15 protein-coding genes, 2 tRNA genes and 1 pseudogene are annotated in these 19,156 nt (G+C 71.6%); 11 read left to right on the top strand and 7 right to left on the bottom strand.

The genetic code is table 11. The features are described from left to right. Positions 1–82 precede the first annotated feature (82 nt). The 4 genes from ACLJOU_RS38020 to ACLJOU_RS38035 all read left to right on the top strand — a co-directional run bounded on the left by ACLJOU_RS38020 (position 83) and on the right by ACLJOU_RS38035 (position 7,448). Positions 83–3,460 carry a S8 family serine peptidase gene (locus ACLJOU_RS38020; RefSeq protein WP_410574121.1) on the top strand — a complete coding sequence of 1,126 codons (3,378 nt, stop codon included), beginning with the start codon at positions 83–85 and terminating at the stop codon, positions 3,458–3,460. A 227-nt stretch (positions 3,461–3,687) separates the two neighbouring features. After that, positions 3,688–4,728, top strand: a complete 1,041-nt coding sequence (locus ACLJOU_RS38025) for a 3-isopropylmalate dehydrogenase (protein ID WP_410574122.1) — start codon at positions 3,688–3,690, stop codon at positions 4,726–4,728. Positions 4,729–4,979: 251 nt separating this feature from the next. Next, the gene (gene cimA, locus ACLJOU_RS38030) at positions 4,980–6,584 is read left to right on the top strand and encodes a citramalate synthase (protein WP_410574123.1); all 1,605 of its coding nucleotides are present in this window, start codon (positions 4,980–4,982) and stop codon (positions 6,582–6,584) included. 93 nt (positions 6,585–6,677) lie between these two features. Continuing rightward, a complete protein-coding gene (locus tag ACLJOU_RS38035; RefSeq protein WP_410574124.1) occupies positions 6,678–7,448 on the top strand; it encodes a fumarylacetoacetate hydrolase family protein in 771 nt (256 codons plus the stop codon). Positions 7,449–7,470: 22 nt separating this feature from the next. Here ACLJOU_RS38035 and ACLJOU_RS38040 read toward each other — a convergent pair whose 3' ends face one another. Further along, positions 7,471–8,718 (bottom strand): FAD-dependent oxidoreductase, encoded by a 1,248-nt coding sequence (locus ACLJOU_RS38040; RefSeq protein WP_410574125.1) that lies wholly within the window; start codon positions 8,716–8,718, stop codon positions 7,471–7,473. A 502-nt stretch (positions 8,719–9,220) separates the two neighbouring features. On the opposite strand from ACLJOU_RS38040, the gene ACLJOU_RS38045 reads away from it, so the two are divergent. The 4 genes from ACLJOU_RS38045 to ACLJOU_RS38060 all read left to right on the top strand — a co-directional run bounded on the left by ACLJOU_RS38045 (position 9,221) and on the right by ACLJOU_RS38060 (position 11,541). Beyond that, on the top strand, positions 9,221–9,955 hold the full coding sequence (locus ACLJOU_RS38045) for an HAD family hydrolase (RefSeq protein WP_410574145.1): 735 nt from the start codon (positions 9,221–9,223) through the stop codon (positions 9,953–9,955). 49 nt (positions 9,956–10,004) lie between these two features. Continuing rightward, positions 10,005–10,076, top strand: a tRNA-Gln gene (locus ACLJOU_RS38050). Positions 10,077–10,177: 101 nt separating this feature from the next. Further along, a tRNA-Glu gene (locus tag ACLJOU_RS38055) sits at positions 10,178–10,253 on the top strand. A gap of 298 nt (positions 10,254–10,551) precedes the next feature. After that, positions 10,552–11,541, top strand: a complete 990-nt coding sequence (locus ACLJOU_RS38060; RefSeq protein ID WP_410574126.1) for a LuxR C-terminal-related transcriptional regulator — start codon at positions 10,552–10,554, stop codon at positions 11,539–11,541. Positions 11,542–11,568: 27 nt separating this feature from the next. Here ACLJOU_RS38060 and ACLJOU_RS38065 read toward each other — a convergent pair whose 3' ends face one another. Further along, the gene (locus ACLJOU_RS38065; protein WP_410574127.1) at positions 11,569–11,751 is read right to left on the bottom strand and encodes a hypothetical protein; all 183 of its coding nucleotides are present in this window, start codon (positions 11,749–11,751) and stop codon (positions 11,569–11,571) included. Positions 11,752–11,842: 91 nt separating this feature from the next. Beyond that, complete coding sequence (locus tag ACLJOU_RS38070; RefSeq protein WP_410574128.1) at positions 11,843–12,217, bottom strand: DUF6292 family protein; 375 nt, start codon at positions 12,215–12,217, stop codon at positions 11,843–11,845. A 142-nt stretch (positions 12,218–12,359) separates the two neighbouring features. On the opposite strand from ACLJOU_RS38070, the gene ACLJOU_RS38075 reads away from it, so the two are divergent. Genes ACLJOU_RS38075 through ACLJOU_RS38085 form a run of 3 tightly spaced genes read left to right on the top strand, consistent with a single transcriptional unit; the run spans position 12,360 to position 15,522 of the window. Continuing rightward, positions 12,360–13,826 (top strand): NAD(P)/FAD-dependent oxidoreductase, encoded by a 1,467-nt coding sequence (locus tag ACLJOU_RS38075; RefSeq protein ID WP_410574146.1) that lies wholly within the window; start codon positions 12,360–12,362, stop codon positions 13,824–13,826. Further along, the gene (locus ACLJOU_RS38080; protein WP_410574129.1) at positions 13,823–14,896 is read left to right on the top strand and encodes a hypothetical protein; all 1,074 of its coding nucleotides are present in this window, start codon (positions 13,823–13,825) and stop codon (positions 14,894–14,896) included. The genes ACLJOU_RS38075 and ACLJOU_RS38080 overlap by 4 nt, the downstream gene beginning before the upstream one ends. A gap of 26 nt (positions 14,897–14,922) precedes the next feature. Then, complete coding sequence (locus ACLJOU_RS38085; RefSeq protein WP_410574130.1) at positions 14,923–15,522, top strand: TetR/AcrR family transcriptional regulator; 600 nt, start codon at positions 14,923–14,925, stop codon at positions 15,520–15,522. Positions 15,523–15,680: 158 nt separating this feature from the next. Here ACLJOU_RS38085 and ACLJOU_RS38090 read toward each other — a convergent pair whose 3' ends face one another. The 4 genes and pseudogenes from ACLJOU_RS38090 to ACLJOU_RS38105 all read right to left on the bottom strand — a co-directional run. Beyond that, positions 15,681–16,094: a histone-like nucleoid-structuring protein Lsr2 gene (locus ACLJOU_RS38090; RefSeq protein ID WP_410574131.1), complete on the bottom strand. Its 414-nt coding sequence runs from the start codon at positions 16,092–16,094 to the stop codon at positions 15,681–15,683. Positions 16,095–16,342: 248 nt separating this feature from the next. Next, the gene (locus ACLJOU_RS38095; protein ID WP_410574132.1) at positions 16,343–16,525 is read right to left on the bottom strand and encodes a hypothetical protein; all 183 of its coding nucleotides are present in this window, start codon (positions 16,523–16,525) and stop codon (positions 16,343–16,345) included. A gap of 821 nt (positions 16,526–17,346) precedes the next feature. Continuing rightward, positions 17,347–18,039, bottom strand: a complete 693-nt coding sequence (locus ACLJOU_RS38100) for an HU family DNA-binding protein (RefSeq protein WP_410574133.1) — start codon at positions 18,037–18,039, stop codon at positions 17,347–17,349. 989 nt (positions 18,040–19,028) lie between these two features. Then, a pseudogene (locus ACLJOU_RS38105) lies at positions 19,029–19,156 on the bottom strand (sigma factor-like helix-turn-helix DNA-binding protein); the annotation flags it as partial.

Here is a 19,156-nt window from a genome sequence, read left to right on the forward strand (position 1 = left end):
GACGCTGTGCCGCGCTTCACCGTCGGGGGTGTCCGGAGCGGCAGGCAGGTTCGGGTCCAGACCTCGGGTAAGGGGCCGACTCATGAACAGATCCCGCCTCCCCGCGCGCGCCACGACGGCGGCCTTCGCCGTCGTTCTGGCCGCCGCGCTCGGGGCGCCGGTCGCGAACGCCAGTCCTGATCCGGCACAGGGCTCGCAGCTCGCCGACGGCGTCGCACCCGCCAAGATCGACGACGCGAAGCTGCCGGGGAAGCTGTCGCCGCGTCTGGGCGCCGCGCAGGGCCGGGTCACCGCGTTCGTCGAACTGGCCGAGAAGCCGGCCGTCGACGCGTTCACCGCCGCACAGCCCCAAGGCAAGGAACAGGCCAAGCGGGCCGCCAGGGCCGCCAAGGCCGACACCGCCGCCGCGGTGGACGCCGTCGTCGGGCAGCTGCGCGCGGCCGACGCCAAGCCGCAGGTCGTCACCGAGACGGCCAACGCCGTTCCCGGCGTGGTCGTCACCGCCGACGCCGCGAAGCTGCGCGAAGTCGCGAAGCGGGCGGACGTCGTCGCGGTGCGCACGGTCGTGCCGAAGACCCGCACCAACGCCAGCGCCGAGCAGCTGACCAACACGCTCGCCGCCTGGCAGCAGACCGGCAAGTTCGGCGACGGCGTGCGCGTCGGCGTCATCGACGACGGCATCGACTACACCCACGCCGACTTCGGCGGCCCCGGCACGCAGGCCGCCTACAAGAGCGTGGACAGCACCCAGCCGACCCCGCTCTTCCCGAGCGCCAAGGTCGTCGGCGGCACCGACCTCGTCGGCGACGACTACGACGCCGCGACGGCCGCCAAGGCCACCCCGAAGCCGGACCCGAACCCGCTCGCCTGCGGGGAGCACGGCACGCACGTCGCCGGCACCATCGGCGGCTTCGGCGTCACCGCCGACGGCAAGACTTTCAAGGGCGACTACAAGAAGCTCGACGCCAAGAAGGTCGACGCGATGCGGATCGGCCCGGGCACCGCGCCCAAGTCGCTGCTGTACGCGATCAAGGTGTTCGGCTGCACCGGCTCGACGAACGTCACCTCGCAGGCCCTGGACTGGGCGCTCGACCCCGACGGCGACGGCGACTTCACCGACCACCTCGACATCGTCAACCTCTCGCTCGGCTCCGACTTCGGCGCCCCGGACGACCCGGACTCGCTGTTCGTGCGCAAGCTCGCCGCGAACAACGTGCTCCCGGTGATCTCCGCCGGCAACGGCGGCGACGTCAACGACATCGCGGGCTCCCCGGGCAACACCCCCGAGGCGCTCACCGTCGCCAGCACGCGCGACGCGGGCGTCCTGCGCGACGCCGCCGAGGTCAAGGCCCCCGCCCCGGCCGCGGGGCAGAAGACCGGCCAGTACAGCCAGAACTTCACCGGCTACGACACCCTGGACGTGACCGCGCCGGTCGTCACGCTGTCCGCGTCGAACAGCGCCGGCTGCGCGCCGTACTCCGCCGAGGACAAGGCGAAGGCCGCCGGCAGGTTCGTCTGGCTGGAGTGGGACGACAACGACTCGACCCGCGCCTGCGGGTCGGCCGCCCGGGCCAACAACGCCCAGGCCGCCGGGGCCAAGGGCGCGCTCCTGTCGTCCACTTTGGAGCACTTCAGCGCCGGCATCGCGGGCAACGCGGCCATCCCGATGTTCCAGTTCACCGGGTCCGCCACGAAGACGCTGCGCGCGGCGCTGACCGCGGGCACGCTGCAGGTCCGGCTCTACGGCGCCGGCCGCGCCTCGATCCAGACCTACGACAGGACGATCGTGGACACCCCGAGCTCGTTCACCTCGCGCGGCACCCGCGGCCCGGCCGTCAAGCCGGACCTCGCCGCCTCCGGTGACACGATCACCTCGGCGTTCCGCGGCAGCGGCAACGGCCGCACCGTGCTGAGCGGCACGTCGATGGCCGCCCCGCACACCACGGGCATCACCGCGCTCGTCCGCCAGGCCCACCCGGACTGGTCGGTCGAGGAGGTCAAGGCCTCGGTCGTCGGCACCGCCGGCCACGACGTCTCCGACGGCGCCGGCCACACCTACGCGCCGCAGCGCGTCGGCAGCGGCCGGATCGACGCCAAGGCGGCGCTGGACAACCAGGTGCTCGCCTACGTGCAGGACGACCCGGGCGCGGTGAGCGTCAGCTTCGGCACGGTCGAGGCGTCCGGCCCGGTCACGCTGTCGAAGACGGTCAAGCTGGTCAACAAGGGCGTCACGCCCGCCGAGTTCACCGTGGCCTACCAGGCGGTCAACGCGCTGCCGGGTGTCGAGTACACAGTGGACAAGCAGTCGGTGAAGCTCACCCCGCGCGGCACCGCGAAGGTGCGCGTCACGCTGCGGATCGCCGACCCGAAGGCGCTGCGCAAGGTGATGGACCCGACCATGGCGGCCACCCAGGCCGGCCTGGCCCGGCAGTTCGTCGCGGACGCCTCCGGGCGCGTCGCCTTCACGCCGGTCAGCGGGGCCAAGGTGCCGCTGCGGGTCTCGGTCTACTCCGCGCCGAAGCCGGTGTCGACGATTTCGACGCCGCCGTCGGTGAAGTTCGCCCCGGACGCCACCCAGGCCGTGCTGAACCTCGGCGGCAAGGGCGTCGACCAGGGGGCGGGCGCGCAGCGCTACCGCTCGCTGATCAGCGTCTTCGAGCTGCAGGCGGAGTCCCCGCAGCTGCCCGAGTGCGACGCGGACGTGGTCTCCGACTGCACGCTGAACAAGACGGCCACGGGCGGCGACCTCCGCTACATCGGCGCGGCGTCGACCGCTCCGCTGGCGAAGGCCCAGGGCGAACCGGAGAACGCGATCCTCGCGTTCGGCCTGTCGACGTGGGGCGACTGGGCGAACATCGGCAGCAACACCTCGCCGTTCGTCGACATCGACACGACCGGGGACGGGCAGCCGGACTTCGAGACCTACGTGACCAAGGCGACGGCGACCGACGTGCTGCTGGCGAACACGGTCGCGCTGAAGCCGGGCTTCCCGACCGTGGACGTCCAGGCGGTCAACGGCCAGCTCGGCGACGTCGACACCAACGTGTTCGACACGAACGTGCTCACGCTGCCGGTTTCGCTGGCCGCGCTGGGCATCGACGCGAGCGCCGACAGCCACCGGATCTCCTACACGGTCGGCGTCAGCGGCTTCTACGTCGCGCCGGGCACCACGAACGGGCTGGTCGACTACGTGGGCACGCCGCTGTCGTTCGACGCGCTCGCGCCGGGTTATGCGGTGCAGGGCGGCGGCGACGCCGCGCTGGGCTACGTCGCGAAGCCGGGAACGGCCCTGGTCGTCACCCGGAACGCGGCCTCGGCCGCGGCCGACAACGCCCTCGGGCTGCTGGCCGTCGAACACCACAACGCCGCGGGCAACCGCGCGAACGTGGTCAAGGTGGACGCGGCGCAGGGCGCCCGGCCGGGGAACGAGCGTCAGCCGATCGGGGCTGGTCGCCGCTAGGGTCGGACAAGATCGATTTCCGCAGGACCAGGGGCGTCTCCGGTGGATTTCCGCCGGGGACGCCCCTCTGTTGTTCACCCGATTGGGTGTCTCACCCCGTGGGAGGATGCGGCATAAGGGTGGTGCGGCTACGGCGGTTTGTCTACGGCCGGTAACCTTCCGGCTGCTGGCGTTTTGTTGCGGTGGGCCATCGGTGCGCCGGTGGCCCGGTCGACGGAGGTGTGTGGATGCGGCTCGCGGTGATCCCAGGAGACGGGATCGGGCCCGAGGTGGTCTCCGAGGCGCTGAAGGTGCTCGGCGAGGTAGTACCGACGGCGGAGATCACGAACTACGACCTCGGCGCCGCCCGGTGGCACTCGACGGGGGAGCTGCTCCCGGAGTCGGTCCTCGGCGAGCTCCGCCAGCACGACGCGATCCTGCTGGGCGCGGTCGGCGACCCGACGGTGCCGAGCGGGATCCTGGAGCGCGGCCTGCTGCTGCGCCTGCGGTTCGAGATGGACCACCACGTCAACCTGCGCCCGGCGCGGCTGTACCCGGGTGTCCGGGGACCGCTGGCCGACGCGGGTGACGTCGACATGGTCGTCGTGCGCGAAGGCACCGAAGGCCCGTACGCGGGCACGGGCGGCCTGCTGCGCAAGGACACCGAGCACGAGATCGCGACGGAGGTCAGCGTCAACACGGCGTTCGGCATCCGCCGCGTGGTCGCCGACGCGTTCAACCGCGCCGAGGGCCGCCCGCGCAAGCACCTGACGCTGGTGCACAAGACCAACGTGCTCGAGTACGCGGGTTCGCTGTGGTCGCGGATCGTCGAAGAGGTCTCGCTGGAGCACCCGGAGGTGACGGTCGCCTACTCGCACGTCGACGCGGCGACGATCCACCTGGTGACGGACCCGTCCCGGTTCGACGTGATCGTGACGGACAACCTGTTCGGCGACATCATCACCGACCTGGCGGCCGCGGTGACCGGCGGCATCGGCCTGGCGGCGAGCGGCAACCTGGACATCACCCGCCGCAACCCGAGCATGTTCGAGCCGGTGCACGGTTCGGCGCCGGACATCGCGGGCCAGGGCCTGGCCGACCCGACGGCGGCGGTGCTGTCGGTGGCGCTGCTGCTGGACCACCTGGGCCAGAAGGAATCGGCCCGGCGGATCGAAGCGTCGGTGGCGTTCGACCTGGCGACGCGGGACCAGTCTTCGCCGGGGGCCACGCAGGCCATCGGCGACCGGCTGGCGGCTCTCGTGTCGTCGAACGCCCGGGCGGCCGGCTGAGGTTTCCGGAGAAGCCCCGCACCCTGGTCGGGTGCGGGGCTTTTTCTGTCCGCGGTGTTCCCGGATCGTGGGAGCTTCGCCCAGTTCCTGGACCGGCCCGCGTCGGCTGTGGCATGATGCGACGGTGACCAGCTTCGCGATCATTATCGACGAGCGCGCCGGACGATAGCTCCACAAGAGCACCCGGCGCGCAACCTCTCGCACCCTTGCGGGAGGTTTTTTTGTTGCCTTGAAACGCTTAGGAGAAGCCCGTGACCCGCCAGGAGCCCGCCGATACGCCGCTGGGCGACGCCTTCCACCTCTACGACACCACCCTGCGGGACGGTGCCCAGCGGGAGGGCATCTCCTACTCCGTCCAGGACAAGCTCGCCGTCGCGCGGCTGCTGGACGAGCTCGGGGTCGGGTTCATCGAAGGCGGGTGGCCGGGGGCCCTCCCCAAGGACACCGAATTCTTCGCCCGCGCCGCGAAGGGCGAGCTGAAGCTGAAGCACGCCGCCCTCGTGGCCTTCGGGGCCACGCGGAAGGCCGGCACCACCGCCGACGCCGATCCGCAGGTCCGGGCCCTGCTCGACAGCGAAGCACCGGTGGTCACGCTCGTCGCCAAGTCCGACCTCCGGCACATCGAACGCGCGCTGCGCGTCGACGTCGACGAGGCCTGCGCGATGGTGAAGGACACCGTCGAATTCCTGACCGGGGAAGGCCGGCGCGTCTTCCTCGACGCCGAGCACTTCTTCGACGGCCACGCGCATTCCCCCGAGACCTCGCTCCGGATCCTCGACGCCGCCGCCCACGCGGGCGCCGACGTCCTCGTGCTCTGCGACACCAACGGCGGCCAGCTGCCCCTCGGCCTGGCCGAAACCGTCCGCACCATCAAGGACAAGACCGGGTTCCGCCTCGGGATCCACTGCCAAGACGACACTTCCTGCGCCGTGGCGAACTCCGTCGCCGCGGTGCAGGCCGGCGTGACGCACGTCCAGTGCACCGCCAACGGTTACGGGGAGCGGGCCGGCAACGCCGACCTCTTCGCCGTGACGGGAAACCTGGTGACCAAGCTCGGCCTCGACGTCCTCCCGACCGGAGGCGCCGCCGAGCTCACCCGGGTCTCCCATGCCCTTGCCGAAATCGCGAACATCGCCCCCTACACCCACCAGGCCTACGTAGGGGCGTCGGCCTTCGCCCACAAGGCGGGACTGCACGCGAGCGCGATCAAGGTGGATCCGTTGCTGTACAACCACATCGATCCAGCTTCCGTCGGCAACGACATGCGGGTTCTGGTCACCGAGATGGCCGGCAGGGCCAGCCTCGAGCTCAAGGGACGTGAGCTCGGGGTCGACCTTGCCGGCCGGCCCGAAGCACTGACGAGCGCCATCACGAAGGTCAAGCGGCTCGAGGCGGAAGGGTGGTCCTTCGAAGCCGCCGACGCCTCCCTGGAGCTCCTGCTGCGCCAGGAGGCCGACGTCCCGGCGGAATCACCGTTCGCGCTGGAGTCCTACCGGGTGGTGCTCGACCACCGCTCCGACGGCGAGGTGGTGGCCGAGGCGACGGTCAAGGTGCACGTCGGCGGCCAGCGCGTCATCGCCACCGCCGAGGGCATCGGGCCGGTGCACGCCCTCGACGCCGCCCTGCGGAAGGCGCTGTCCCCGCACCTGTCCTGGTTGGACAGTGTGGAGCTGGCCGACTACAAGGTGCGCATCCTCCAGGGCAAGCCCGGCACCGACGCGGTGACGCGCGTGCTGGTCGAGAGCACCGACGGCGAACGCGAGTGGACCACGGTCGGGGTGCACGGCAACATCGTCGAGGCCAGCTGGCTGGCGCTGTGCGACGCGCTGGTGCACAAGAGCACGACCGTGGCCTGAGGGGCAGTGACATCCGGGCCCTCGGCCCGGGCCGGGGGCTCCGCCACCCGGAACCCCCGGAAGCGATGGGCCGGGCGCACGTAGAATGGCTGCGTGCGCCTAGCCCGAATTGCTCATCCCGGTGGTGTCGCGTTCGCCTCGATCGAAGGCGACGGCGACGACGCCCAGGTCCTGGAAATCGCCGAACACCCCTTCGGCCAGCCGAACTTCACCGGCAAGCGGTGGCCGCTGGCCGACGTCCGGCTGCTCGCGCCGATCCTGCCCTCGAAGGTGATCGCCGTCGGCCGCAACTACGCCAAGCACGCGGCCGAGTTCGGCAACGAGGTGCCCAGCGCCCCCATGCTGTTCCTCAAGCCGTCGACGACGGTCGTCGGCCCGAACGCGGCCATCCGCCGCCCGTCGGGCATCGGCCGCGTCGACTTCGAGGGCGAGCTGGCCATCGTCATCGGGCAGCCGGTGAAGAACGTGCCGGCCGCCCGCGCCGCGAGCGCGATCCTCGGCTACACGGTCGCCAACGACGTCAGCGCCCGCGACCTCCAGAAGGCCGACGGCCAGTGGGGCCGCGCCAAGGGTTTCGACACGTTCTGCCCGATCGGCCCGTGGATCGAGACCGCGATCGACCCGGCCGACCTCGCGCTGAAGTCCGAGGTCGACGGCGAGCTCAAGCAGGACGGGCGTACGTCGGACCTCGTCCACAAGATCCCCGAGCTTGTCGAGTTCGTCTCCGGCATCATGACGCTCCTGCCCGGCGACGTCATCCTCACCGGCACCCCCGAGGGCGTGGGGCCGATCGAGGGCGGCCAGAGCGTCTCGATCACCATCGAGGGCATCGGCACCCTGACCAACCCGGTCGAGGACGTCTGAGCTCACGCCGCGGGCCCCGGCTTCAGCGCGGCGCCGGCTCCATCGGCCGCCGCGCGAACGCCGGGGCGTGCTCGGGCCGCAGGCCCAGCCCGAGCAGCCGCGCCGGCACGTAGGACAGCCGCGGGAACCGCGCGAACAGCTTGATCATCGGCGCCGGCGGGCCGTTGCGCCTGCCGGCCATCACCGCCCGCATCACGGTCCGGTGCAGCAGCCGCTGCAGCCCCTGCACCAGCACCGTCGGCGCCAGCCGGCGCGCACGCACCTTCGCCAGGTCCGCTTCCGACGGGCGGCCTCGCCGCAGCGGCTCGGCCAGCAGCGTCGCCGCCGCGACCGCGTCCTGCACCGCCAGGTTGATCCCGACCCCGCCGATCGGCGACATCGCGTGCGCCGCGTCGCCGAGGCACAGCAGGCCGTCGACGTGCCACTTGCGCAGCAGGTTGAGCCGCACGTCGAGCATCTTGACGTCGTCCATCGACTCGAGCTCGTGCACGCGGTCGGCGAACTCGGGCAGGATCCGCGTGACGTTGTCGCGGAACGCCTCGATGCCCGCGGCGCGCAGGTCGGCACCCTTCGGGCCGAGGTAGGCGATCTGGAAGAACCCGGGACGGGGCAGCGGCACGGCGAACCGGCGGTCCCGCATCTTCGGCAGCAGCATGCCGCCCTCGTCGCCCTCGCGGCGCGACAGCCGGAACCACCAGACGTCGAACGGGCAGTCGTACTCCCGCGGCACCAGGCCGGCTTCCCGGCGGGCCACTGACCAGCGTCCGTCGGCGGCGATGACCAGGTCGGCGCGGATTTCGCCGGTCTCGCCCGTGCTGGTGCGGTAGGTGACGCCCCCGACCCGGCCGTGCTCGCGGACCAGGCCGGTGCACTCGGTCTCCATGCGCTGGACGAACGTCGGCTCCTTGCGCGCGCTTTCGGCGAGCAGATCGAGGAAGTCCCACTGCGGCACCATCGCGATGTAGGGGTGCGCCACCTTGAGCCGGGTGAAGTCGGCCAGCTTCATCATTTCGCCGTTTTCCTGCGGGAACCCGGCCGAGCTCAGCTCGCTGTGCGGCAGTGCGTGGAACTTCTCGCCGAGCCCCAGTTCGTCCAGCAGCGTCAGCGTCGACGGGTGCACCGTGTCCCCGCGGAAGTCGCGCAGGAAGTCGGCGTGCTTCTCCAGCACCGTCACCTCGACGCCGGCCCGGGCCAGCAGCAGCCCGGTGACCATCCCGGCCGGGCCGCCTCCGATGACGACGCAGGTCGTGCGCTCGGTCATCTCGACCATCTCCCTTATTCATCACTTGTTGAATAAGTTGAGGATGCACCCGCCCGGCGCCGGCGTCAAGGGGTATGACCGGAGATACGCTGATCGGGCGACGGGCCACGCGCCCGGGCCGCGGTGACCGGAAACCGTCCAAACGCGACAGTTGGTCGAACCTGACCGGAGCCGGGCGCCGCACCCGCCGCGGAATGCGGAACCGCCCTTGTGGACGGAGTCGGTTCCCTGATCGGACAAGGGTTTGCGGCGGAATCGACGACCGCACGGCCGCGACCGGCCGACGTGGAGCGTGCGCCCGGATAACCGAACGGGGACGGTCCGCCAACTGGGAGTAGAGCCGGTGCGCCGGAACAGCGGAGCGGCAATCACCTCTTTGGCAGCGTCGCGAACGCGGCGGTTGCCCTAGCCTCACTGGGTGGATTTCGCCGCGGCACCCCGGACCCCTTCGCGAACCGCCCCGCCCGCCGCGGCGGCGTCCGAGCCCTGGGCGCCGCCCGAGCTCCGGCTGGTGTGCCTGGACATCGACGACACGCTCATCGACTGCACCGCCGCGATCCGCCGCAGCCTCCACATCCTCACCGGCCGGGGCGACCTGTGGCCGCTGTGGGACCTGATCACCGAGGAGCACGTCGCCCTCGTCGTCGCCGGCGAACTCGACTACGCGACGATGCACCAGCGCCGCACCGACTGCTTCCTCGCCGAAATCGGCATCCAAGCCGACGCCGAGCAGGTGTGCTCCTTCGAGCGTCGCCGCCGGGAACTGCTCGACCACTCCTGGCAGCTGTTCGACGACGTCCTCGACTGCCTGGAGTGGCTGCGCGCCGCGGGCCTGCTGCTGGCCGCGGTGACGAACGCCTCCGGCGTCCACCAGCGGAAGAAGATCGCCGACCTCGGCCTGGCCCCGTTCTTCGACCACGTCGCCATCGCGGGCGAGCTCGGCGTGGCCAAGCCCGATCCGGTGATGTTCCACACGGTGTGCCTGGGCCTGGGCTGCGCCCCGGCGCAGGCGGTCCACGTCGGCGACAAACTGGACACGGACGCGATCGGCGCCCGCGACGCGGGCCTGGGCGCGGTCTGGCTCGACCGCGACGGCATCGGCGAGCGCGCCCCGGAGGGCGTCCACACGGTGGCGGGCCTCGCGGAGCTGCCTGAGCTGCTCGTTTCGGAGTACGCGACGATCGGCGTCCCGGCCCAGCGCCGCAGTGGCACCCCCGCCTTCACGGTCCGGAACGGCGTGCTCTAGTATTTCTCCTCGTGCGGTGCTGAACCGGCCAGCCGGAGCAGTACCTCACTGGGGTATGGTGTAATTGGCAGCACGACTGGTTCTGGTCCAGTTAGTCTAGGTTCGAGTCCTGGTACCCCAGCTGCGGAGAGTGACCCCCCTGCGGAGCGGGAAATCGCTTCTGGTAGGTTCTCTCCAGCAAGAAAAACCGAAAAGCCCCTGGGAAACCAGGGAAGATCCTAAGCCCCCGTCGTCTAGCGGCCTAGGACGCCGGCCTCTCACGCCGGTAGCGTGGGTTCGAATCCCATCGGGGGTACCAGCGAACAAGCCTCGTCGACCACGGTCGGCGGGGCTTGTTTCGTGGTGGCGACCAGCGTGTGTGCCGGAGTTCCGTCCTCTGAGGACACCGCCGGGAGGCGGCCCCGGCACCGCCTGTGCGACGTCAGTGCGTCTCCATGGGAACCCCTCCGTCTCTCCCCGCAGCCCGGCCCGTCCACCGTGGCAGTGGCGCGGCCGGGACTCCATCGCTCGCGGAGTGACCGGATCCGCCCGCGGCCTCATCCCCGGGCGGCCCCGCCGTCCGTCAGAACCGGTGCGGGAGCTTCGGAGGAGGAACGGTGCCTTCTGGCGAGCCGGGGCGGAACGCCCGGCTTCGGGTGAACGCGGAGACGACGCTGGTCCTGCGGGAGGCGTTCCACAAGATCGACGCCCACTACCGCAACGACCACTACGGCCTGTACGACTACGCCCGCGCCGTCATGAGCAAGATCGTGGCCCTGGACCACTTCTACATCGGCTTCTTCCACGGCGCCAACCGCGTCCGCTACCCCTACGGCTACGACAGCGGCATGTCCACCGATCCGGAGTCCCACATCTACGGGCCGCACGGGCAGGCCGCGTGGCTCCTGAAGCACCGCCAGACCTACCGGATGCAGTACGACAACGGGGCCGCGCTCCACGCCGGCGTCGCGTCGGGCGACACCAGCCGGACGTCCGCCGACGCCGTCACCACCCCGCTGTTCCGCCGCGGCCGCGACGGCGAGCCCGTTGTGTTCGGCATGATGTCCATGCAGAACTACCGGCCGCACACCTTCGACGACAACTCGGTGCGGGCCTTCGAGTGGCTGGCCGACCTGGTCGCCCGGGTGCTGACGAAGGAGGCCGAAGACGTCGACGCCCTCCGCCGCCTCCCGGCCGGCGTCGGCGACGCGCCGCCGGTGATCACCGCCGACCACATCGTGGAGCTGCTGTCCTCGCGCGTGGCCGACATCCGGCAGCGCGCCCAGGACGCGCTGGAAACGCCGGACGCCTCGATGCGCGAAGCCCTGCACCGCATCGTCACCGGCTGCCAGCAGCTCCAGTCCGACCTGGTGGAACTGACCCTCGACATCGACAACGGCCCGGAGGAACGCTTCATGTCCCTCACGGCCGCCGAACAGGGCGTGGCGGTTCTCCTCGGCAGCAACATGCCGAACGACGAGATCGCCCGCGAGCTGGGCGTCAGCCTGCACACCGTCAAGACCCACGTGCGCAGCATCCTGGCCAAGTACCGGATGAACGGCCGCGCCGCCGTGGCCGAAGACGTCCGCAAACACCTGGCGCGGTGAGGTTTCCGCGCGAGCCGCCGAAGCTGCTCACTCCTCCGGCGGATCCTCGCCGTTGCGCTTCTCGTCCCGCTTGGCCGACCACCTGCGGAGCAGCTCGTCCCAGTTCTCCCGGTACCGGGTGAACCACGCGTACCCCAGGAACACCACCAGGCCCACCAGCAGCACGAGGTAGAGCACCAGAGCGACGGGACTCGACGCGATCGCGCCCACGGCATCCCTCCTGACAACGTCCGTGAACCAGTCTGCCGAGTTCGTGAGGAGCCTGCCCGGGCTCAGCAGCTGATCCGGCGCCACCGGTGGGTCAGCCGAGCGGCGGGTTCCCGGCGCGCGGAAGCGTTTCCGGGCCCGGCTCGTCCGACCGGCGGACCGGGCGTTCGCCGCGTTCGGACAACGTGGTCAGGACGAAGTCGGCCACCGCCTCGGGGGACGGCGTGCCCGGCAGCCCGGCGACGACCCGCAACGCCGGGTCGCCCGCCTCCGCGGCCAGCTCCCAGCCCTCCCCGGGTGTCCAGCGCAGCAGGTAGTCGCTCGGCTCGCGCTCGCCCGCCTCGCCGGCGAAGCGGATCTGCCCGCCCGTGAAGTCGCCGGGGTGCGCCCGGGTGTCCTCCGGCTGCAGCCCCAGCTCCGCGGCCACCGCCTGCAAGTTCGCGGCTGTGGACGGCTCGTCGTCGGTCATGGCCCGCCTCCCGTCGCAGCGGGATTACCCGGGCAGGCGGCGCGGGAAACGTCCACAGTGGACCGGTCGGGGGCTTGACACCCGCACCCGTCATTCATACATTCGACGTCTCTTTGTATGAATGACGAGGAGGGTGATCCGCATGCGGCTCGGCAAGACCGCCGTCGTCCTCGGCGGCAGTGCCGCCGGTCTGTGCGCGGCCGGCGCGCTGGCCCCGCACTTCGACCGCGTGCTGGTGCTGGAACGCGACGAGCTGCCCGACGGCGCCGAGCACCGCCGCGGGGTGCCGCAGAGCAAGCACCCGCACTTCCTCCTCAACTCGGGGCGGCGCGCGATCGGCGCGCTGTTCCCCGGCTTCGAGGACGACCTCATCGCGGCGGGCGGGCTGCTGCTGATGCCGTCCATGGACGCCGCCTACCTCGACGGGCCGGGCTGGTCGGCGCGCAAGCGCAGCGCGATGACGATGGTCTACGGCTCCCGGATCCTCATCGAGCGCGTGCTGCGGGACAAGGTGCGCGAGCTGCCGGACGTAGTCGTCTGCGAAGGCGTCTCGGTGCGCGGCCTGACGACGGCGGGCGGGGAAATCACCGGCGTGGACTTCACCGCGGCCGGCGGCGAGGAGCACGTCGACGCCGACTTCGTCGTCGACGCGCTGGGCCGCGGTTCCCCCGTCGCCGGCTGGCTGACGGCGGCCGGCTGGCCCGAGCCGCCGGTGCGGACGCTCGACGCCAAGGTCACCTACACCTCGCGCTGGTACGACCTGCCCGCCGAACGGCCCGCCTCCTGGTGGTGGCGGCACCTGGTGATCATGCCGACGCCGGACAAGGGCGACCACCCCGCCGAGCACGAGTTCCTCGTCAACTTCTTCCCGATCGAGGGCAACCGCGTCATCGCGTGCATGGGGTCGTGGGGACTCGAAATGCCCAGCACCACCGCCGCTTTCGTCGAGACGGCGCGCCGGGTGCGGACGCCGTTGTTCGCCGAAGCCATGGACCGCTGCGCGCCCGCCTCGCCGGTGCACCTCACCCGGTCGACCGGCAACAAGTGGCGGCGCTACGACCGCCTGCGCACCCCGCCGCGGCGGCTGGTCTTCGTCGGCGACTCGATCTGCGCCTTCAACCCCTTCTACGCCCAGGGGATCAGTTCCGCGTCGGCTTCGGCCCTGTTGCTGCGCGAGCACCTGGCCCGCGCCGGACGGCTGGACGCGAAGTTCTCCGCACGCTTCTTCGCCGCGCAACGCCGTCTGCTGCGGGTGCCGTGGCGCCTGGCGATGGCGCGGGACCAGGGTTACGCGTGCGCGGTGGGCACCGAGCAGCTGCCGGAGTGGCGGCGGCGTCTCGTGGCGGCCGTGTCGGCTCCGGCGTTCAGTCTCGTGGTCGGGGCCGCCCGCGAAGACCCGGTGGTCGACGAGCACTTCGCCAAGGTGTTCAACCTGGACGAGTCGCTCGGGCGGATGCTGCGCAACCCGCGTGTGCTCGCGGGTTTGGCGCGCTACCGCGTCCGCGCGGCGCTGGGGTGGCACCGGGTCCCGTCCGGCTTCGACCCGCGGGCCGAGCCGCCGGCCACGGACTACTCGGCGTCCGGCCCGCACGCGGCGAACGCGCGATGACCGCGGCGTGCGGGCCGGACGCCGAAGCCGTCACCCGCGGGCTCGGCTTCGACTGCCACGACGTCTCGCCGGTGGGTTCGGTCCGGCCGCCGTGGGCACTCGCCCACTGGACGATGCCGCTGCTGGAGGTGCTGATCGTCGGCGGTGCGGTGTTCGCCTTGGTGCACGCGCTGCGCCGCCGCCGCGAGGGCGATCCGGTGAACCTGGCGTTGTGGTGGGCTTCGCTGGTCTACCTCTTCGTCACCGAGCCGCCGCTGTACTTCCCGGAGTGGTTCGGCCTCGACCGGCTCTACGGCTTCGTCTTCGCCCACAACCGGTTCACCGTGCAGTTCATGGCGGACCGGTTGCCGCTCTACATCGTGGCGTTCTACCCGGTGATCAGCCAGCTCGCCTACGAGGTCGTGCGCACGCTCGGGCTCTTCCGGCGGGGCGCGCTGCGGGGGTCGGTCGCGGTGGCCTTCGCCTGCCAGGTGTTCTACGAAGTCTTCGACCACCTCGGCCCGCAGCTGAAGTGGTGGGCCTGGAACCCGGGCAACACGCTCGTCGACCGGCCGGCGCTGGCGTCGGTCCCGCTGAACAGCATGCTGCTCTTCGCTTCCGTGTCGATGGCCGCCATGACCTGGCTCGTCGTGAAGCTGGCGGGTGGTCCGCCGCGGCGCGGGCTGCCCCTGCGCATCCTGCTGGCCGGCGTCCTGACGCCGCCGGCCATGGCCATCGCCGGGATCCCGTCGGGCTTCGCGGGGGAGAACACCACCGCGCGGGCCTGGATCCTCGGCGTCGAACTCGGCCTGCTGTGGGTGGCGGGCGCCTGGATCGTCGTGGTGCACCTGCGATCGGGGGAGCCCGGGGAGCCACTGTCGGCCTTCACCCGGAGCTACCCGGCTGTTTACCTGGGTGCGATGGCGGTGTTCTGGCTCGGCGCCCTGCCGTCCTACCTGGCCGCGAAGGACGGTGTCACCGCGGACGGCACCCCGGTCGGCAGCGGGCCGTACGCGCTCGCCTGCTTCGCCGCGGCCGGCCTGCTGGTGCTGGCGCTGTACCGGCGCGACCGCGCCCCTGCCCCGGGTTGACCGCCCTCTCGGGGAAGATGGGCGGCATGGGGCACCACGGATGGCAGGGCAACCCGCCCGGCACGGAAGACGAGGCACGGCGCCGGATCGTCGAAGCGGCGACGGCGTGCCTCGACCGGGCCGGCCTGGCCAAGACGAGCCTCTCCGACGTCGCCGCGGAGGCGGGCGTCACGCGGCAGACGGTCTACCGGTACTTCCCGGGCCTCAAGGAGATCCTGCGCGCGGTCGCGCTGGCCGGCGTCGAAGAGTTCGCCGGGCGGATGGAGCGGCACCTGGCCGCGTTCGGCACGGCCGCCGAGGCCGCGGTGGAATCGGTGGTGTTCGCCGTCCGGACGCTTCCGGGCGAACCGCGCATGGGCCTGCTGCTGCAGGCGGGCGAAGCGGACTTCTTCACCGACGGCGTCATCTCGCCGCTGGCCTTCTCGTACGGGGCGCGGATCCTCCGCAACCTGCCGGTGGACTGGGCCGCCGCCGGGGTCGCGACCGACGAGGACCTCCGGGGTCTCGCCGAAGTCCTGATGCGGCTGTTCCTGTCGTTCCTGCAGTACCCGTCGACACCGCCGCTCACCGACGGCGAACTGCGCGTCCTGGTCCGCCGCTGGATCGGCCCGGCGCTGCGCGGGTGAGTTCCGGGAAACGCGGCGCCGAATGCGATGACAATTCCTGACAACGGGAGAAGTGTGATGCCTCCCACGTCCGGTGGGGAATGCCCGCGGCGAAGGCCGGCTTCCTTCGCCGCGGGCGTTGCCGAGATCTCTCCCCCAGTGATCCGACGGCCACCGCGTTACTTCTTGGCGGCGGCGACCTTCTTGCGCGGAGCGCGCTTGCGCGGCGGCGCGGCGGGCGTTTCGGTCTCTTCGACCTGGGCCTGCTCGTAGGCGGCGATCACCTCGGAGGACAGGCGTCCCCGCTCGGAAACCTCGTAGCCGTTCGCGTTGGCCCAGGCACGGATCTGCTGGTTGCGCTCGCGGTCGGTCGTGCTGGTCGTGGTCGACTGCCCGGTGGCGACGCGGACCTTGCGGCCGCCGATGCGCCGGCCGGCCGCGATGTAGCGGGCCAGTTCGTCGCGCAGGGCGGTGGCGTTCTCGTCCGAAAGGTCGATTTCGTAGGTGACGCCGTCGAGGCCGAACTGAACGGTCTGGGCGGCGGTGCTGCCGTCGATGTCGTCCAGGATCTCGACGAGGACTTTCTGGGCCACGTGAATGCTCCTCAGCTGGATGTGCGTCCGGGGGAACGCGACGTGTGACAAGTTGCACAATGGTCGGCGTTCTTCGGTGGAGTGTATCCACCCGGGGAGACGTACGGCAATTTCCTCCTTCTTCCGCAGAACGGCGGCGGCCCCCGGTGGTCCTGATAGGACGGGGCCGCCGCCGTGGCGGGCGGGACGCGGCTTTCCCCCGGCGGCCGCGGCGGAGCGGCAATACCGGCGGAAATGCCGCCGGGAATCTACGTCCCGGACGGCGTGGAGCCCGCGCCGTGGTGGTAGGGCGGATCCGTGGCGAGCGCCTCGTCGGCGGCCCCTTCGGCGGGATCGGCCAGCTTTGCCTCTTCGGCCGCTTCTTTTGCCTCTTTGATGAGCTGCCGGCTGTGCGCGAGGTCCGGTTCGGGGTTGTTTTCGTTCGCCGTCATCGCCACTCCTTGCGGTCGGATTGCGTTCCGTACCGCCACGGCTACCCGCGAAGCCGCGAACGCAACCGTCAGGGGCCACGGGCGGAAAGGCCGGGGTGTCACCCCAACGAGTGGCGGCGGTGAATTCTTCGACGTTCGGCGGGGCGATCGGGTGAGCGGTGACCGGGACCGGTTCCGGGGGTGAGGGGAGGCGGGTAATCCGCGCCGGGAAAGGGCGGCGGATCGGTTCTGTCGCCGATGTCGCGTGAGGCGGCGGTGAGGGCGCGGGGTTTGCCGATGGCAGCCGGTGGGCGCGGGGCTTCGCCGATGTCGCGCACGGCGGGCCGGAGGGCGGGAACTTTGCCGATGTCGTCGGCCGCGGCGGGAGCGCGGGATTTGTCGATGGCGGGCGCGGGGCTTTGCCGATGGCGGATGGCAGGTCGGCGGGAACTTCGCCGATGCCGCGGGCCGCGGCGGGAGCGCGGGGTCTGCCGGTGTCGGGCTGTGGCTTTGACCGATGGCGCGCACGGTGGGCGCCGGAGGAGGCACGAGACTGCCGGTGCCGGGTGAGGCGGCCGCCGGGCCATCGCCCGGCACCGAGCGGGCGGAGCGGGCGACTGGATGTCGTTCAAGCGCCCGGAGCGGGGTTGGGAGCCGGTCGGGGTCCGGGAAGGTCCGTTCCGGCCCGGGAGCCGGGAGCGGCGATCTCAGCCCGGTCTGTGCGGGCGCCCGGGGGCCGCAGCCCCTCGCCGCCGGCGGCGCGTCGGGTGACTTCCCTGGCCCCGGACGCCGGAAGGGCCCCGCACCAGGCAGGTGCGGGGCCCTTCCGATCGTCGCCGGTGTTACTTCTTCTTGGCGGCGGAGGTGCGCTTGGCCGGGGCCTTGGCGGCGGCCGGCTTCTTGGCGGCGGCGGTCTTGGTCGCGGCCGGCTTGGCGGCGGCGGTCTTGGCCCGCGAGGTGGTCGCCTTCGCCGTGGTGGCCTTGGCCGCGGTGGTCTTGGCCGCCGTGGTCTTCGGGGCCGCCTTGGTGGCGGTGGCCTTCGCGGCCGGCTTCGCGGCCGCCGTGCGGGTCCGCGTGGTGGTCGAACGTGTCGTGGCCGGCTTGGCCGCCGCCGCCCGCGTGGTGCGCGAGGTGGTGGCCTTGGCCGGGGCCGAAGACGACGAGGACCCCGCCGTCGCCGCCGTCTTGGTGGCGGTCGACCGCGTGCTCGTCGCCGCGGTGGTGGCGCGCTTGACCGGGGTCGCCTTCGGGAGCTTCTTGGTGCCGGAGATGACGTCCTTGAAGGTGGTGCCGGCGCGGAAGGCGGGCACGTTGGTCTTCTTGACGCGGACGGCCTCACCGGTGCGCGGGTTGCGGGCGGTGCGAGCGGCGCGGGCGCGCTTCTCGAACACCCCGAAGCCGGTGATGTTGACCTTTTCGCCCTTGTTGACCGTCCGGATGATGATGTCCACCAGACCGTCCACGGCCTGCGAAGCCACCTTCTTGTCGCCCAGACGCTCCGACAGCGCCTCGATCAGCTGGGCCTTGTTCGTCATTCCAGTCCTCCATAGTGGAACTACTAGTCACGGCCCATCTCGGCCGACACTGCACACGGTATTACCAATACCGCACAAAATCCAACCGGGGGTCGAAATATTTCCTTGTACGGGGGCGGGTTCCGGCCCTCCGGCGACCCCCTTCGCACGCCGACCGGAACGCGGGCCGAACTCCCGCCATGCCCCTGAACAGGCAAAATGCGGTCGGTGAGCCGTCCACAGTGGTCGTCCATATAGGACCCAAGGCCCGTTGGGAGAACTTTTCGCGCGACACGCCGGAGCGGGGGTCCCGGCGGGTCGCCGGGGCCGCCCCCGGCCCGATCCCGCGCTGCCGCCGGGGGATCGCGGCCCGCCCGGTGCGTCCCGAGTCAGGGGCGGCAGGGTGTCGCCGGGGGCCTGGCGGCGGTCCCCGGGACAGCCGGCCGGCCGACCGCGTAGGTCTCCTTCACCGCAACCTCGGCCGGACGGAACGCCGTGGAGCCGATCGTGGGGCACCGGCGCACCACTTCGTCGTGGAACCAAGCGGACGTGACCACGACCAGCGGCCCGCTCGAGGCCGGCGCGGCCTTGACCGGCGGCGCGGCGAGAAGCCGGAACGCGTGATCGATCGACGGTGCCGTAACTCCGTACTCGTCGCGGACGATCTCTCCGGCGTGCAGAGCCATCCGCGGACCGAGCCGCTCCTCGGGCGCGTGCAGGTCGTTGTGGCGCCGCAGGCGGTCCGCCGGCGCGCGAGGGAGTGAGTCCGCGACGGCACTCTCGGGGATCGCGGGCGGAACGAGCACCAGCACGCGTCGCCGCAGCCGATCTGCCCGCAGGCCCGCCACGGCACTCGCGCGCCGTCGAAAGCCTGCTGCAGGGCCTGGTAGAGCGCCTGTCGCAAGACCAGCCGATGGGGGCTGGTCCTGCGGCAGTCCCCGTACCCGGCGACGTCGACGGCCACGATCGTCCGGTGAACCGCCTGGCACGCCCGGGAGTCCCGGTTCGTCCCCGGGGGTGGAGCCGACCGCATCCGCGGTCTCCTCCGCCGACAGGCCGACGACCACGCGCAGCACCACGATCTCCCGCTGCTTGTCCGGCAGCACCTGCAACAACTGGGACATCCGCTCGTTCAGCT

It is taken from the genome of Amycolatopsis sp. cmx-4-61, assembly GCF_046548775.1.
Taxonomy (GTDB): domain Bacteria; phylum Actinomycetota; class Actinomycetes; order Mycobacteriales; family Pseudonocardiaceae; genus Amycolatopsis.

Coding starts and splice junctions, on each gene's coding strand:
- ACLJOU_RS38070 (WP_410574128.1), bottom strand. CDS start 12,217: ATGACCGACGACGAGCCGTCCACAGCCGCGAACTTGCAGGCGGTGGCC.
- ACLJOU_RS38025 (WP_410574122.1), top strand. CDS start 3,688: ATGCGGCTCGCGGTGATCCCAGGAGACGGGATCGGGCCCGAGGTGGTC.
- ACLJOU_RS38075 (WP_410574146.1), top strand. CDS start 12,360: ATGCGGCTCGGCAAGACCGCCGTCGTCCTCGGCGGCAGTGCCGCCGGT.
- ACLJOU_RS38095 (WP_410574132.1), bottom strand. CDS start 16,525: ATGACGGCGAACGAAAACAACCCCGAACCGGACCTCGCGCACAGCCGG.
- ACLJOU_RS38020 (WP_410574121.1), top strand. CDS start 83: ATGAACAGATCCCGCCTCCCCGCGCGCGCCACGACGGCGGCCTTCGCC.
- ACLJOU_RS38080 (WP_410574129.1), top strand. CDS start 13,823: ATGACCGCGGCGTGCGGGCCGGACGCCGAAGCCGTCACCCGCGGGCTC.
- ACLJOU_RS38085 (WP_410574130.1), top strand. CDS start 14,923: ATGGGGCACCACGGATGGCAGGGCAACCCGCCCGGCACGGAAGACGAG.
- ACLJOU_RS38040 (WP_410574125.1), bottom strand. CDS start 8,718: ATGGTCGAGATGACCGAGCGCACGACCTGCGTCGTCATCGGAGGCGGC.
- ACLJOU_RS38100 (WP_410574133.1), bottom strand. CDS start 18,039: ATGACGAACAAGGCCCAGCTGATCGAGGCGCTGTCGGAGCGTCTGGGC.